The organism is Pseudomonas sp. LBUM1670 (assembly GCF_059695695.1).
On sequence record NZ_CP166783.1, the window covers coordinates 5,580,191 to 5,594,385 of the forward strand.

17 protein-coding genes are annotated in these 14,195 nt (G+C 60.1%); 10 read left to right on the forward strand and 7 right to left on the reverse strand.

The window, feature by feature from the left end; all coding sequences use genetic code 11:
- Window positions 1-23 precede the first annotated feature (23 nt).
- The 3 genes from ACA073_RS25575 to ACA073_RS25585 all read left to right on the forward strand — a co-directional run bounded on the left by ACA073_RS25575 (window position 24) and on the right by ACA073_RS25585 (window position 3,965).
- Window positions 24-308: a hypothetical protein gene (locus tag ACA073_RS25575; RefSeq protein ID WP_218395398.1), complete on the forward strand. Its 285-nt coding sequence runs from the start codon at window positions 24-26 to the stop codon at window positions 306-308.
- A 380-nt stretch (window positions 309-688) separates the two neighbouring features.
- Window positions 689-934 carry a TIGR02647 family protein gene (locus ACA073_RS25580; protein WP_462007989.1) on the forward strand — a complete coding sequence of 82 codons (246 nt, stop codon included), beginning with the start codon at window positions 689-691 and terminating at the stop codon, window positions 932-934.
- A 184-nt stretch (window positions 935-1,118) separates the two neighbouring features.
- Window positions 1,119-3,965 (forward strand): class I adenylate cyclase, encoded by a 2,847-nt coding sequence (locus ACA073_RS25585; protein ID WP_497400439.1) that lies wholly within the window; start codon window positions 1,119-1,121, stop codon window positions 3,963-3,965.
- Between the two features lie 7 nt (window positions 3,966-3,972).
- Here the strand turns inward: ACA073_RS25585 and rnk are convergent, their stop codons facing one another.
- From rnk to cyaY, 3 genes are all read right to left on the reverse strand, one after another.
- Window positions 3,973-4,383 carry a nucleoside diphosphate kinase regulator gene (gene rnk / locus ACA073_RS25590; RefSeq protein WP_461952684.1) on the reverse strand — a complete coding sequence of 137 codons (411 nt, stop codon included), beginning with the start codon at window positions 4,381-4,383 and terminating at the stop codon, window positions 3,973-3,975.
- A gap of 282 nt (window positions 4,384-4,665) precedes the next feature.
- Entirely contained in the window at window positions 4,666-4,884 is a 219-nt protein-coding gene (locus ACA073_RS25595; RefSeq protein WP_497400441.1) for a DUF1289 domain-containing protein, read from the reverse strand.
- A gap of 4 nt (window positions 4,885-4,888) precedes the next feature.
- Complete coding sequence (gene cyaY, locus ACA073_RS25600; RefSeq protein WP_084320234.1) at window positions 4,889-5,221, reverse strand: iron donor protein CyaY; 333 nt, start codon at window positions 5,219-5,221, stop codon at window positions 4,889-4,891.
- A 329-nt stretch (window positions 5,222-5,550) separates the two neighbouring features.
- Here cyaY and lptM point away from each other — a divergent pair, with 329 nt between their 5' ends.
- From lptM to ACA073_RS25630, 6 genes are read left to right on the forward strand one after another with little or no spacing between them, the layout of a single operon-like run.
- Window positions 5,551-5,724 carry an LPS translocon maturation chaperone LptM gene (gene lptM / locus ACA073_RS25605; protein ID WP_461952682.1) on the forward strand — a complete coding sequence of 58 codons (174 nt, stop codon included), beginning with the start codon at window positions 5,551-5,553 and terminating at the stop codon, window positions 5,722-5,724.
- Between the two features lie 9 nt (window positions 5,725-5,733).
- The gene (gene lysA, locus ACA073_RS25610) at window positions 5,734-6,981 is read left to right on the forward strand and encodes a diaminopimelate decarboxylase (RefSeq protein ID WP_497400443.1); all 1,248 of its coding nucleotides are present in this window, start codon (window positions 5,734-5,736) and stop codon (window positions 6,979-6,981) included.
- A 4-nt stretch (window positions 6,982-6,985) separates the two neighbouring features.
- Window positions 6,986-7,816: a diaminopimelate epimerase gene (dapF, locus tag ACA073_RS25615; RefSeq protein WP_497400445.1), complete on the forward strand. Its 831-nt coding sequence runs from the start codon at window positions 6,986-6,988 to the stop codon at window positions 7,814-7,816.
- A gap of 13 nt (window positions 7,817-7,829) precedes the next feature.
- The gene (locus tag ACA073_RS25620; protein WP_497400447.1) at window positions 7,830-8,555 is read left to right on the forward strand and encodes a DUF484 family protein; all 726 of its coding nucleotides are present in this window, start codon (window positions 7,830-7,832) and stop codon (window positions 8,553-8,555) included.
- A gap of 2 nt (window positions 8,556-8,557) precedes the next feature.
- A complete protein-coding gene (gene xerC / locus ACA073_RS25625; RefSeq protein ID WP_007942372.1) occupies window positions 8,558-9,457 on the forward strand; it encodes a tyrosine recombinase XerC in 900 nt (299 codons plus the stop codon).
- Window positions 9,454-10,158: an HAD family hydrolase gene (locus tag ACA073_RS25630; RefSeq protein WP_497400449.1), complete on the forward strand. Its 705-nt coding sequence runs from the start codon at window positions 9,454-9,456 to the stop codon at window positions 10,156-10,158. Before xerC ends, ACA073_RS25630 begins: the two co-directional genes overlap by 4 nt.
- A 202-nt stretch (window positions 10,159-10,360) precedes the next feature.
- On the opposite strand, the gene sutA is transcribed toward ACA073_RS25630, so the two are convergent.
- The 4 genes from sutA to glnK all read right to left on the reverse strand — a co-directional run bounded on the left by sutA (window position 10,361) and on the right by glnK (window position 13,136).
- Window positions 10,361-10,684 (reverse strand): dormancy-specific transcriptional regulator SutA, encoded by a 324-nt coding sequence (gene sutA, locus ACA073_RS25635; protein ID WP_497400451.1) that lies wholly within the window; start codon window positions 10,682-10,684, stop codon window positions 10,361-10,363.
- A 101-nt stretch (window positions 10,685-10,785) separates the two neighbouring features.
- The gene (locus tag ACA073_RS25640) at window positions 10,786-11,211 is read right to left on the reverse strand and encodes a secondary thiamine-phosphate synthase enzyme YjbQ (protein WP_338583843.1); all 426 of its coding nucleotides are present in this window, start codon (window positions 11,209-11,211) and stop codon (window positions 10,786-10,788) included.
- A 213-nt stretch (window positions 11,212-11,424) separates the two neighbouring features.
- Window positions 11,425-12,762, reverse strand: a complete 1,338-nt coding sequence (locus ACA073_RS25645) for an ammonium transporter (protein WP_497400453.1) — start codon at window positions 12,760-12,762, stop codon at window positions 11,425-11,427.
- A gap of 35 nt (window positions 12,763-12,797) precedes the next feature.
- Entirely contained in the window at window positions 12,798-13,136 is a 339-nt protein-coding gene (gene glnK / locus ACA073_RS25650) for a P-II family nitrogen regulator (RefSeq protein WP_002555808.1), read from the reverse strand.
- A 417-nt stretch (window positions 13,137-13,553) separates the two neighbouring features.
- On the opposite strand from glnK, the gene ACA073_RS25655 reads away from it, so the two are divergent.
- Window positions 13,554-13,814, forward strand: coding sequence for an accessory factor UbiK family protein (locus ACA073_RS25655; RefSeq protein WP_497400455.1), 261 nt, complete (start codon window positions 13,554-13,556; stop codon window positions 13,812-13,814).
- Window positions 13,815-14,195: the final 381 nt, after the last annotated feature.

A 14,195-nucleotide genomic window follows, 5' to 3' on the forward strand; every position in this document is an offset into this window, starting at 1 on the left:
CGCCTTTCCTTGAGGAGCCTGCCATGAGCGAGCCAACAGATATCGAAATCGACGAAGAAGAGTTCGCCGAAAACACCCTGATCGAAGCCATCGAAAACCAGATCGAAAGCGACAACCCGCCTGCCGCCAAGGCGACCTTCAACAAGCTGACCCTGGTGGGTTACGAGCGTGATGAGATCCTCAACCTGATGGCTCACGTTTTGGCGGTGGAAATCGACGCGATCCTCGAAGAAGACCGCGCGTTCAACACCGAATGGTACGAAGCGGCGTTGCGTGCGCTGCCAGAGCTGCCGCCGGAAAAGAAATAACCCAACACCTGTGGCAAGGGCTTCTGTGGCGAGGGGATTTATCCCCGTCCGGCTGCGAAGCAGGCGTAAACCCTGTGAGCGCGGTATATCTGAAACATCGGATCACAGGTTTCAGGGCCGCTTCGCGACCCAACGGGGATAAATCCCCTCGCCACAGGAAGCCCCCTCATCAGCCAGTCGCACTCCCAACACAATTTGTCACCCATCATTCCTGCCTTCCCCGAGAGCCTGACTACACTGGTACGCACCCCGCTGCCGCACCACCCGCCGGGGAATGCTTCCCAAGGTGAAAAAACCCTGTCGCGAGCACTGGACATGCCGCACGAGTGGGATCACCTTAGGGGCGCTGTCGTCCAATTCCTAGAAAGTCTGGAGTCCTTATGTCGCTTACCCCTGAGTTGGTTGCCGAACTGGAAATCCTCGCACTCTTCAACCTGGACAGTTCCCAGGAAGGTTTGAAAATTCATCAGACCGCTGCCCCGAAAGCCATTGCTGCCGCTCGACGCCTGTACGAAAAAGAACTGATCGACCAGCCCGATGGCGGTTATCTGACCAGCCTGGGTCGTGATGCCGCGCAAAGCGTACAAACCGTTCTTACCATTCTCAGCGTCGAAGAAACCGCATAAGCATCACCGCATCGCCCACGGAAACCCCTGCTACGGGATTTCCGCGGGCAGTCTCTGATACGAACTGTCGCCCAGCGATAGAAATCTGACGTCAAAAAACAAAAAGTCCCGAGACCGAGGCGCTAAACTGCCCTCCATTCTGAGACCTCCGACGTCCGAGCCCTGCAAGCCGGTTTGAGCTGACATGACCCGCACCCATGAAATCCGCCCTGATCTGGACGAGGGGATCGACCGCAAGGTTCTCAGCCAGCTGCGCGCACGCTTTTTAAAACTCAACGAGCGCCGCATGGCCCGCGCCATGGAAGGGCTGTCGAGCCGCCAGCAAGGGGTGTTGACCCTGCTGCCGCTGTTTTTCCACGTCAATCATCCGTTGTTGCCGGGTTACGTTTCGGGCAGCACGCCCGCCGGGCTATCGAACTTCGAGCCCGACGCCAATGCCCTCGCCGAGGCCCAACGCCTGACCCGATCGTTTTCCTATAAGCCGCGCCACGGCAACAATCCGCCGCGACCGATTCACGGCCTGTTCCTGATGGGCAGCCTCGGCACCCTCGCCCAAGCCGAGCAGAGCGACATGGACGTCTGGGTCTGCCACGCGCCGGACTTGAGCGAAAGCGAACTCAACGAGCTGCGTAGAAAGTGCCAGTTGCTTGAAACCTGGGCCGCGAGCCAGGGTGCCGAGGCGCATTTCTTCCTGATCGACCCGGCCCGCTTCGTGCTCGGCGAGCGGGACAATCAACTGAGCTCGGAAGACTGCGGCACCACCCAGCATTATCTGTTGCTGGACGAGTTCTACCGCACCGCCCTCTGGCTGGCCGGACGCACGCCGATCTGGTGGCTGGTGCCGGTCTACGAAGAGAGCGCCTACGACCGCTACACCCACACGTTGCTGTCCAAGCGCTTTATCCGTGCCGACGAAACCCTGGACCTGGGACATCTGGCGTACATCCCGCCCGGCGAGTTCATCGGTGCCGGGCTGTGGCAGCTGTTCAAGGGCATCGAGTCACCGTACAAGTCGGTGCTCAAGCTGTTGCTGACCGAGGTCTACGCCAGCGAACACCCCAGGGTTCAATGCCTGAGCCTGCGCTTCAAGCAAGCAGTGTTTGCCAATCGGCTCGACCTCGATGAGTTGGACCCGTACATCGTGGTCTATCGGCGCATCGAGGAATACCTCACCGCCCGCGGCGAGCCGGAACGGCTGGAGCTGGTGCGCCGCGCGCTGTACCTGAAGGTCAACCGCAAACTCACCGGCAGCAGTCGCACCCAGAGCTGGCAACGTTCGTTACTTGAGCGACTGGCCCACGAATGGCATTGGGATCATCGTCAACTGGCCCTGCTCGACAGCCGCAGTCAGTGGAAAGTCCGTCAGGTCAGCTCTGAGCGTCGGGCGTTGGTTAAAGAACTGAATTACAGCTACCGCTTTCTGACCGAATTCGCCCGTGGCGAACAGACCGTCAGCCTGATCAACAAGCGCGACCTCAATGTACTGGGACGACGCCTGTACGCGACGTTCGAGCGCAAGGCGGACAAGGTCGAGTTCATCAACCCGGGCATTTCCCCGGATCTGGCCGAAGACACCCTGACCCTGGTGCACGCGCCCGACAAGAAAGAATCGGGGCAAACCCAGTGGGGCATATACAACGGCAGCCTGACCGCCCTCGAATGGGAGCATTTCGCGCCGATCAAGCGCAGCCGCCAATTGCTGGAGCTGCTGACCTGGTGTCACCGCAACGGCGTGATCGACAGCAGTACCCGTCTGGCCTTGCATCCCGGCGAGAGTGACCTGAGCGAGTTCGAACTCTTCAACCTGCTGGGCAGCCTGCAACAGAGTATCGCCCTGCCGCTGCCCACCGTCGCCGAAGATCCGCTGCTGCGCGCCAGCGTCCCGAGCGAGGTGCTGATTCTGGTGAACGTCGGTGTCGATCCGCTCAAGCATCATCGCGACCTGAACATCCTGATGACCACCGAGCGCACCGACTCCTTGAGTTACGCCGGGGTCCGGGAAAACCTGGTGCTGACCCTTGATCAGGTCACGCTCAACAGCTGGAACGAAGTGCTGGTCAATCGCTTCGACGGTCCTCACGCCCTGCTCGACTGCCTGCGCGACTACCTCAACAACCTGCCGAACAGCCCACAACAGCCCACGTTGCACGTGCGTTGCTTCTGCCATAACCGCGCGCAGTTCATCGCCCAGCGGGTCGAAGAAGTGATCGACACCGCGCAGAACCTGCTGCTGAGCAAACTCAATCATCGCTACCTGATTCAGGTTCAGCAGCATTACCACGTACTGGAATTGGTGCCGGGCCAGGTCAATCACGTTGCCCTCGCTACCCTGTCGGCGCTGTTCGATTACCTGGGCGAAGAGCTGGCGAGCTACAGCCCGCTGCACCTGGACCCGATGGCACTGGAAGATCAGGACCTGGCGCTGATTCTGCCCATGGGCCAGCCAGACTGCATTCAGGTGTTCTACCGGATTCACGACGACCAGGCCGATCTGTACGTGCTGGATGAATTCAATGCCTTGTGGCAGCAGCGTTTGACCTTCCACGACGAGCAAAGCCTGCTGGTGCCGTTGCAGCGATTCCTGCAATCGATCCAGTACCGGCGCGATGCCTTGCTGCCGATGGACGCCGCGCAGCCACCATTGAGCCTGAACACGTTGTATTACCAACTGATGCCATCCGGTCCCGGACGAGCTCGTCGGGTCGAAACCCGGAGCGCGCCACAAACCCCGCTCAACAAACCGTTCTACGACGTGCAGGCGATCGTCGGCAAAGCCGCACCAGGTCAGGTGCAGGTCACGTTGTATTGCAATCAGCGGGAATTTTCAGAGCTGGAACATGGCGAGCAACTGTTCAGCGTGGTCGCCCGGGAAATCGTCGAGCAGCGCCGCGAGACCGAACGCTATCGCTGCTACATCACCGACCTGGACCTGTCGGGCCTGCTCGGTGATGGTCAGAGTTCAAGCAATTTGTACCTGCGGTACAAGGCTGATCTGGAGCGCGCATTGAATGACGCGCTCGAGTTGGTCTGAGGGAGGGTTATTCCGGGAAGTCGCCGCCATGGGCGGGCTGCGACTCGACTTCAAGCAGGGTCAGCTTGAGGGTTTTGCCGCCCGGTGCGGGCCAATCGATGTGTTGTCCGACTTTCAGGCCGAGCAACGCACTGCCCACCGGTGCAAGAATCGAAACCCTGCCTTCGTCGGCGTTGGCATCCTTGGGGTAAACCAGGGTCAGGTGATAATCCTTGCCACTGCTCTCTTCACGGCAATGCACACGGGAATTCATCGTCACGACATCGGCGGGCACTTCATCGTGACCGACCAGAGTATCGGCGCGATCCAGTTCGGTTTGCAGCGCGATAACGCCCGGCAGCGTGTCGTCCAGGCTGTCGATCAGGCGTTCCAGACGTTGCACGTCCAGTCGGGTAAGGGTGATGGAAGGTGCGGTCATGATCAGGGCAGACTCCTTTCTTCTGCACGAAAAAAGCAAAACCCCGCCAGAAAAAAGCGGGGTTTTCACGAGCCTCGATGGGTTGAGGCGTACCCGGACACTATCACAGCTCAATAAATATACAAGCCAGGCGCGACCACTGTACCGGCAGGAGAAATTTGCAATCTGGTGCAGAGGAGATCCTGTGGGAGCGGGCTTGCTCGCGAATGCGGTGTGACAGTCAAAATTGATGTCGACTGGTACGCCGCATTCGCGAGCAAGCCCGCTCCCACAGGTTTTGGGTCAGGCGCATGATTTGCGTTGGATAGCCTGCGCGCAAATCACCCGGCGGCGATCGTCGTCGGCCGAGCGCCATTCGCGGATGTCTTCGACGTGGCGAAAACACCCCAGGCAGACCTTCTGCTCGTCCAGCCGACACACACCGCTGCACGGCGAAGGCACCGCCGGGCTGACATTGCTGTAAAGCGGTTTGGGCGGACGAACGGGGGCAGGCTGGGTCACGATCTCACAGGCCTTCGAAATCGAGTTCGACGTCGGCTTGCTGCTTGACGATGCGCTCAAGCATCTCGCCGAGCTGCTCTTCGCTCTTGTCGCACATCCAGCGCTCGCTCTCTTCGTCGTAGTCGAAGTGGAAGCCACCCGACACCGCCGCCAGCCACAGCTGACGCAGGGGTTCCTGGCGGCTGAAGATCAACTGGCTGCCGTTTTCGAACTTGACGGTGAGCACACCGGCCGAGCTCTCCAGGTCGATATCCAGGTCACTCTCGTCGAAAATATCCTCCAGCGATTGCTGGGTGGCATCGACCAGATCGTGGAAACGGGCTTCGGTCAAACTCATTGCGGCAACCTCAAAAAGTGTCTGTTCACGCTCAAGCGCCGCAAGATACGGGCGAGCCCCGGTGATTGCAAAGGATAACGATCAAGCACCGAATTAGGTACATCAAACGCTGTACCTGTGGGAGCGGGCTTGCTCGCGAAGAGGCCGTGTCAGTCAGCATTCATGTCGACTGACACTCCGCTTTCGCGAGCAAGCCCGCTCCCACAGGGATTGCACCTGGCTGGCCGGCATCGTGCGAAGCCCCGCCGGACGGGAGCCGGGTCGCATAGGCAAGCTGCCGGGTGGCCGGTATACTCCGGCGCAATTAACGCATTTTCAAGGATTTCGCCATGAAGCGCCTGATCTCTTCCCTTGCTGCGCTCGTCGCGGTTGCCTGCCTTGTGTCGGCCTGCGGTCAAAAAGGCCCGCTGTACCTGCCTGACGATTCCCAGGACCCTGCCGAGCAGGCCAAGTCCTCGCAAAAGCAGCCGTCGAAAGCACACAAGCACGACGTCTACCAATAAGGGAACGCCATGGACGCTTTTAACTACCGTGACGGTGAGCTGTTCGCGGAAGGTGTTGCCCTGTCCGCCATCGCCGAACGCTTTGGCACACCGACCTACGTCTACTCCCGCGCCCACATCGAAGCCCAGTACCTGGCGTACGCCGATGCACTGGCCGGCATGCCGCACCTGGTCTGCTTCGCGGTCAAGGCCAACTCCAACCTGGGTGTACTGAATGTCCTGGCGCGATTGGGCGCCGGTTTTGACATCGTCTCCCGTGGCGAGCTGGAACGCGTACTGGCCGCCGGCGGCAGCGCCGACAAGATCGTGTTCTCCGGCGTCGGCAAGACCCGTGACGACATGCGCCGTGCCCTCGAAGTCGGCGTGCACTGCTTCAACGTCGAATCCACCGATGAGCTGGAGCGTCTGCAAGTGGTCGCCGCCGAGCTGGGCGTTCGTGCGCCAATCTCGCTGCGCGTGAACCCGGACGTCGATGCCGGCACGCACCCGTACATTTCCACCGGTCTCAAAGAGAACAAGTTCGGCATCGCCATCGCCGACGCCGAAGACGTGTACATCCGCGCCGCGCAACTGCCGAACCTGGAAGTGGTCGGCGTCGATTGCCACATCGGTTCGCAACTGACCACCCTGCCGCCGTTCATCGACGCCCTCGACCGCCTGCTGGGTCTGGTCGACCGCCTCGGCGATTGCGGCATCTACCTGCATCACATCGATCTCGGTGGTGGTTTGGGTGTGCGTTATCGCGATGAAGAGCCGCCACTGGCTGCCGACTACATCAAAGCCGTGCGCGAGCGTCTCGACGGTCGTGACCTGGCGCTGGTGTTCGAGCCGGGTCGCTTCATCGTTGCCAACGCCGGCGTGCTGCTGACTCAGGTCGAGTACCTCAAGCACACCGAACACAAAGACTTCGCCATCGTCGACGCGGCCATGAACGACCTGATCCGCCCGGCGTTGTATCAAGCCTGGATGGACGTCACTGCCGTGCGCCCGCGCACTACTGCCGCTCGTGCCTATGACATCGTCGGCCCGATCTGCGAGACCGGCGACTTCCTCGCCAAGGACCGTCAGTTGGCCCTGGAAGAAGGCGACCTGTTGGCCGTGCATTCGGCCGGCGCCTACGGGTTTGTCATGAGCTCCAACTACAACACCCGCGGCCGTGCCGCTGAAGTGTTGGTGGACGGTGATCAGGCAACTGAAGTGCGTCGCCGTGAGACGGTAGCCGAGTTGTTTGCTGGCGAAAGCCTGCTGCCGGAGTAAAACCATGCTGCTGCGTTTTACCAAGATGCACGGCCTGGGCAATGACTTCATGGTCCTCGACCTGGTCAGCCAGCACGCGCACATCCTGCCCAAGCACGCCAAGCAATGGGGCGATCGGCACACGGGCATCGGCTTCGACCAGTTGCTGATCGTCGAAGCGCCGAGCAACCCGGACGTGGATTTCCGCTATCGGATCTTCAACTCCGACGGCTCCGAAGTGGAACAGTGTGGCAACGGTGCGCGCTGTTTCGCCCGCTTTGTGCTCGACAAGCGCCTGACCGCAAAACGGCAGATTCGAGTCGAAACCAAAAGTGGCATTATTGAGCTGGATATCCGCAGTGACGGCCAGATCAGCGTCGACATGGGCGCACCGCGTCTGGTGCCGGCCGACATCCCGTTCGTTGCCGACAGTCAGGCGCTGAGCTACTCGCTCGACGTCGACGGCACTGCGGTGGAACTGGCCGCCGTGTCGATGGGCAACCCCCACGCCGTGCTGCGGGTCAGCGACATCAACAACGCACCGGTGCATGAACTGGGGCCGAAAATCGAACATCACCCGCGCTTCCCCGCGCGGGTCAATGTCGGTTTTCTCCAGGTCATCGACCGGAACCGCGCGCAGTTGCGCGTCTGGGAACGTGGCGCCGGGGAAACCCAGGCCTGCGGCACCGGCGCCTGTGCTGCCGCAGTGGCCGCGATCAGCCAGGGGTGGATGGATTCGCCGCTATTGATCGACCTGCCCGGCGGGCGTCTGTCCATTGAATGGGCAGGCCCAGGCCAACCGGTATTGATGACCGGCCCGGCAGTCCGTGTTTACGAAGGACAAGTACGTCTTTGAGTGAGTCAAACCCATGACCGACAAGCCCCAGGTTCCCGCCCTACAGCCCGACGAATCCCCTTCCGAAAGCCTTGAGGCGGCGGCAATTGCCGCGTACCTGGAGGCTCATCCGGAATTCTTCGTCGAGCACGAAGATCTGCTTCCGGCGTTGCGCATCCCGCACCAGCGTGGCGACACCATTTCGCTGGTCGAGCGCCAGATGACCATCCTGCGCGACCGCAACATCGAGTTGCGTCATCGCCTCTCGCACTTGATGGACGTGGCCCGCGACAACGATCGTCTCTTCGACAAGACCCGCCGCCTGATTCTCGCCTTGATGGACGCCACCAGTCTGGAAGACGTGGTGATCAGCGTCGAAGACAGTCTGCGCCAGGACTTTCAGGTGCCTTTTGTCAGCCTGATCCTGCTGGGCGACAACCCGATGCCGGTCGGCCGCTGGGTGACCCACGCCGATGCGCAAACGGCCATTGGCGGTTTGCTCTCGGAAGACAAGAGCGTCAGCGGCAGCCTGCGCGAACATGAACTGGACTTCCTGTTCGGCGAAGAGCAGCGCAAGCAGATCGGCTCCACCGCCGTCGTCGCCATCAGTCATCAAGGCATCCACGGTGTGCTGGCCATCGCCAGCCGTGATCCGCAGCACTACAAAAGCTCGGTGGGTACGCTGTTCCTGAGCTACATCGCCGAAGTCATGGGCCGCGTGCTGCCACGGGTCAACAGCTCGCTGCGCTCGGTACGCTGATCGTGGAACGGCAACTGGACGCTTACTGCGAACACCTGCGCAGTGAGCGACAGGTGTCGCCCCACACGCTGTACGCCTATCGCCGCGACCTCGACAAAGTGCTGGGCTGGTGCGTCAAGCAGAACATTGACAGCTGGGCGGCGCTGGACATCCAGCGTCTGCGCAGCCTGATCGCTCGTTTGCATTCCCAGGGTCAATCGTCCCGCAGTCTGGCGCGGCTGCTCTCGGCCGTGCGCGGGCTCTATCATTATCTGAACCGCGAAGGCCTTTGCGACCACGATCCGGCAAACGGTCTGGCGCCGCCGAAAGGCGAACGAAGGCTGCCGAAAACCCTCGACACTGACCGCGCGCTGCAACTGCTTGAAGGTGCGGTGGAGGATGATTTCCTGGCGCGCAGGGATCAGGCGATTCTGGAGTTGTTCTACTCTTCGGGCTTGCGCCTGTCGGAGCTGACCGGGCTCAATCTCGATCAACTGGACCTGGCTGACGGCATGGTTCAGGTGCTCGGTAAAGGCAGCAAGACCCGGCTGTTGCCGGTAGGCAAAAAGGCTCGCGAAGCACTGGAGTTGTGGTTGCCGCTGCGGGCCATGACCAACCCGGCGGATGACGCGGTGTTTGTCAGCCAGCAAGGCCGACGCCTTGGCCCACGGGCGATTCAGGTGCGGGTCAAGGCCGCTGGTGAGCGCGAATTGGGACAAAACCTGCATCCGCACATGCTGCGACATTCCTTCGCCAGCCACTTGCTGGAATCTTCCCAAGACCTGCGAGCCGTGCAGGAATTACTCGGCCACTCGGACATCAAGACCACCCAGATCTACACCCATCTGGACTTCCAGCACCTGGCGACGGTCTACGACAGCGCCCATCCACGGGCCAAACGCATTAAGGGCGATGATTCATGACGATCCAATTGATCACCTTCGACCTCGACGACACCCTGTGGGACACCGCCCCGGTGATCGTCAGCGCCGAAGCCATACTGCGTGAATGGCTGACCGAACATGCGCCGAATCTGGGCGCGGTGCCGGTGGAGCATTTGTGGACGATTCGCGAGCGCATTCTGAGCAGTGAACCGGGTCTCAAACATCGCATCAGTGCGTTGCGCCGCCGGGTGCTGTTCCATGCGCTGGAAGAGGCCGGTTACGACCATGGTCAAGCGTCGGACCTGGCTGATCAGAGTTTTGAAGTGTTTCTGCATGCGCGGCATCAGCTTGAAGTATTCCCCGACGTGGAGCCCACGCTGGAGGTTCTGGCCAAGCACTACGCGCTGGGCGTGGTCACCAACGGCAACGCCGATGTGCGCCGGTTAGGGCTGGCGGACTACTTCAAATTTGCCTTGTGTGCCGAAGACATCGGCATCGCCAAACCGGATGCGCGACTGTTTCACGAAGCGTTGCAGCGTGGCGGGGCAACGGCCGAGACGGCGGTGCATATTGGCGATCATCCCGGCGATGACATTGCCGGGGCACAGCAGGCAGGGTTGCGGGCGATCTGGTTTAACCCGCAAGGCAAATTGTGGGAAGCGCAGAAGGCGCCGGATGCCGAGATTCGCAGCCTGACCGAGTTGCCGGCGTTGCTGGCCCTCTGGAACTCCCGGCACTGATCCTGTGCAGTACACCTATTCAATGTGGGAGTGGGCTTGCTCGCGAATGCGGTGTATCAGTCGATATCCATGTTGACTGACACACCGCATTCGCGAGCAAGCCCGCTCCCACAAGGGGTCACAGCAAGCCTTCGGATTGTGTTCCACCCATGAAAAAGCCCGCAGCGACGGCGGGCTTTTTCAACAAGCAAGAAGCAAGCGCTTAGATAGGCCGGCTGCCGTACTTGTTGTCAGGCTTCTTGGGAGGATCGGCGACCACATTGGCCTCCACTTCCTGCACCTTGCCGCCCTTGGCCAGGAACTCTTCCATGGCCTTGGCCAGGGCATCGCGTTCCTTGTTTTTTGCTTCGACGCTCGGCAGCTCATCGACCGATACCGCAGCCTTGGCCTTGCCTTTGGCGGTCGGAACGGGCGCTTCACCGCCGTCGTCTTCAACGACGTCGTCCGTCGATGCTTCCAGGCCTTCTTCGGTTTCTTCGTCGTCGCCTACTTCGAGGTCGTCGTTTTCCAGATCATCGTCGCTCATGTTCTACCTCATGACTTGCGAAAAGCAGATTAGTTATAGCCCAGCTTCGCCGTCTGTCGACAGCCGCCAGAAAAATTCAATAACCACTGGTGACCAGCGGTTCATGCCCCTTCACCGTGCACGGTGGCGAGGACTTTACGGGCACCGCCATGATCACGGTGCTCGCCCAGGTAAATGCCTTGCCAGGTCCCCAGCGCCAGTCGGCCTGCCGAAATCGGCAAACTGAGCTGACAGCCAAGCACGCTGGCCTTGAAGTGCGCCGGGAGGTCGTCCAGGCCTTCGTCGTTATGCTCATAGCCGTCTGTTCCTTGTGGGATCAGACGATTGAAAAATCGTTCGAAGTCGCGACGTACCGCCGGATCGGCGTTCTCGTTGATGGTCAACGACGCCGAGGTATGCTGTAGCCACAGATGCAACAGACCGACCCGACACGCCTTGAGTTCAGGCAGGCCAGCGAGTAACTCGTCCGTTACCAGATGAAAGCCCCGGGGCCTCGCCCGCAAGGTAATCAGAGTCTGTTGCCACATACAGTTCTCCGCACGTTCGGGGCGCATTCTAGCGCGCTCTGGGAAAAAACAAAGGCCCTAATATTCCTTCAATCATGTAAGCCATTGGCCGCAGAAAAACGCCCGTCGCAAACGGCACTAAACGTGTACGAAAAAACCTTTCAGCAGTTCCTTCACTGACAAATTCCAGACAAAAAAATGCCCGGCAAGCCGGGCACATTTTTATGCGTGTGTTTACAAGTTGTAGCCGCGTTCGTTGTGAAGTGCCAGATCGATGCCGACAGCCTCTTCTTCTTCGGTGATACGCAGGCCCATGACGACGTCCAGGACCTTGAGAATGATGAAGGTGACGATCGCGGTGTAGATCACCGTGAAGCCCACGCCTTTGCACTGAATCCAGACTTGTGCGCCGATGTCAGTGACGGTGCCGAAGCCACCCAGCGCCGGTGCAGCGAACACACCGGTCAGGATCGCGCCGAGGATACCGCCGATACCGTGCACACCGAAGGCGTCCAGGGAGTCGTCATAGCCGAGTTTGCGTTTCAGGGTAGTTGCGCAGAAGAAGCACACCACGCCCGCTGCCAGACCGATAGCCAGAGCGCCCATCGGGCCCACGGTGCCAGCGGCTGGGGTGATGGCAACCAGACCGGCGACCACACCCGAAGCGATACCCAGTGCACTTGGTTTGCCGTGGGTGATCCACTCGGCAAACATCCAGCCAAGTGCGGCAGCAGCGGTTGCGATCTGAGTCACGAGCATCGCCATACCGGCAGTGCCGTTGGCCGCTACGGCAGAACCGGCGTTGAAACCGAACCAGCCGACCCACAGCATCGCAGCGCCCATCAGGGTGTAACCGAGGTTGTGCGGTGCCATCGGGGTGGTCGGGAAACCTTTGCGCTTGCCCAGTACCAGGCAGGCAATCAGACCGGCCACACCGGCGTTGATGTGCACCACGGTGCCGCCGGCGAAGTCCAGCACGCCCCAGTCCCACAGCAGGCCGCCGTTACCGGACCAGACCATGTGCGCGATCGGCGCATAAACCAGAGTGAACCAGATGCCCATGAAGATCAGCATGGCGGAGAACTTCATCCGCTCGGCGAAGGCACCGACGATCAGCGCAGGAGTGATGATGGCGAAGGTCATCTGGAAGGTGACGAACACCGACTCAGGGAACAATGCCGCAGGCCCGGTCAGGCTGGCTGGCGTGATGCCGGCGAGGAACGCCTTGCCCAAGCCGCCAAAGAACGAGTTGAAGTTGACGACGCCCTGTTCCATGCCGGTGGTGTCGAACGCGATGCTGTAGCCATAAATGACCCACAGAATGCTGATCAGACCGGTAATGGCGAAGCACTGCATCATCACGGAAAGAATGTTTTTCGACCGAACCATGCCGCCGTAGAACAGCGCGAGGCCGGGAATGGTCATGAACAGCACGAGGACTGTCGAGGTCAGCATCCAGGCGGTATCGCCGGAATTGAGGACTGGGGCCGCCACCTCGTCTGCCGCCATAGCCAGGCTGGGCATTACGAGGGACAACAGGGCTCCTAGCCCTGCGATTTTACGCAGAGTCATATTGTTTTCTCCTGGGGCGTTGGGTTTGTGGCGGCTTAGATTGCGTCGGTATCGGTTTCGCCGGTACGGATGCGAATCGCCTGTTCCAGATTGACCACGAAGATTTTGCCGTCACCGATCTTGCCGGTGTTGGCAGCCTTGGTTATCGCCTCGATAACCCGGTCCAGATCCTTGTCGTCAATGGCGACATCGATCTTCACCTTAGGCAGGAAATCGACCACGTATTCCGCGCCGCGATACAGCTCGGTGTGACCCTTCTGCCGACCGAAGCCTTTGACTTCAGTAACGGTAATGCCCTGCACGCCGATCTCGGACAGCGATTCGCGCACGTCGTCCAACTTGAACGGCTTGATGATGGCAGTGACTAGCTTCATGAAAACTCTCTCCCGAATTGGTGGACTTGCCCCAGGAAAACAAACCCGGCTCAAGTCTAAGCGCAGTGCCTGGCTTTGTAACGCATCGTCGGCCTTACCTGCCCGTCCGACGCCGGCTAACCGCTCCGCACGAAACACTCCCCCGTCTCGCTTGGCGCACTGCATTCGTCACAGCGACTGCATCAGTGCATGGGTCATTAACGTCTAAGCAGAAAGCTTGCCATCTCACCAAAAACCTCTGATATCAAGCCCTTGCCGGTTACTACAGGCTACAGCTCGCAATTGCCTGATCCATTACGCACAACAACAGTGCGACGCCGTCCGTCCGCATGCGCGAAAAACGTGCATCCCTGCGGTCGGGATTGACTATAGACACTGCGTGATACACTGCCCGCAATTGTTTTCAGGACATTTCCCATGCTCGCACCCAAAGACTTCCTCGACGCCCTGACCGGCACCGCCTCCCGCCTCTTCAGCGGCGACACGCCATTGCCGAAAAGCGAAATCGAAAGCCAGTTCAAGGCGTTGTTGCAAAGCGGGTTCAGCAAACTGGATCTGGTGAGCCGGGAAGAATTTGATAGTCAGATGGTTGTGCTCGCCCGCACTCGTGCGCGGTTGGAGAGTCTCGAAGCGAAAGTCGCCGAGATGGAAGCAAAGCTCAGCCCACCAACCGAGTAACACGCAAAACTCACTGTAGTAACCCAATCCACTGTGGGAGCGAGCCTGCTCGCGATTGAAGGTCGGCACGACCTTCAGATTCACCTGTAGGAGCTGCCGCAGGCTGCGATCTTTTGATCTCATAGCCTGCAAATATCCCGGCAACGTCCTACAAAAATCACACCGCCGTCCGATTGCGTCGTCGAGTATCCGATCTCTAAGCTCATCCCTAGCTGAATGTCCAGCTCTGGGTTTGGCGACCCGGATAGCATCCAGACACATCGCGACCACGTTCGAACCAGGGAATTGCTCCCATCTCGAATTATGGCGGCTATGCGTGGGAGGCCTTCGGGTCTGCCGGTTGGGTGCGTTACCGGTTCGCCAACCCGCGCATGGCTGCCA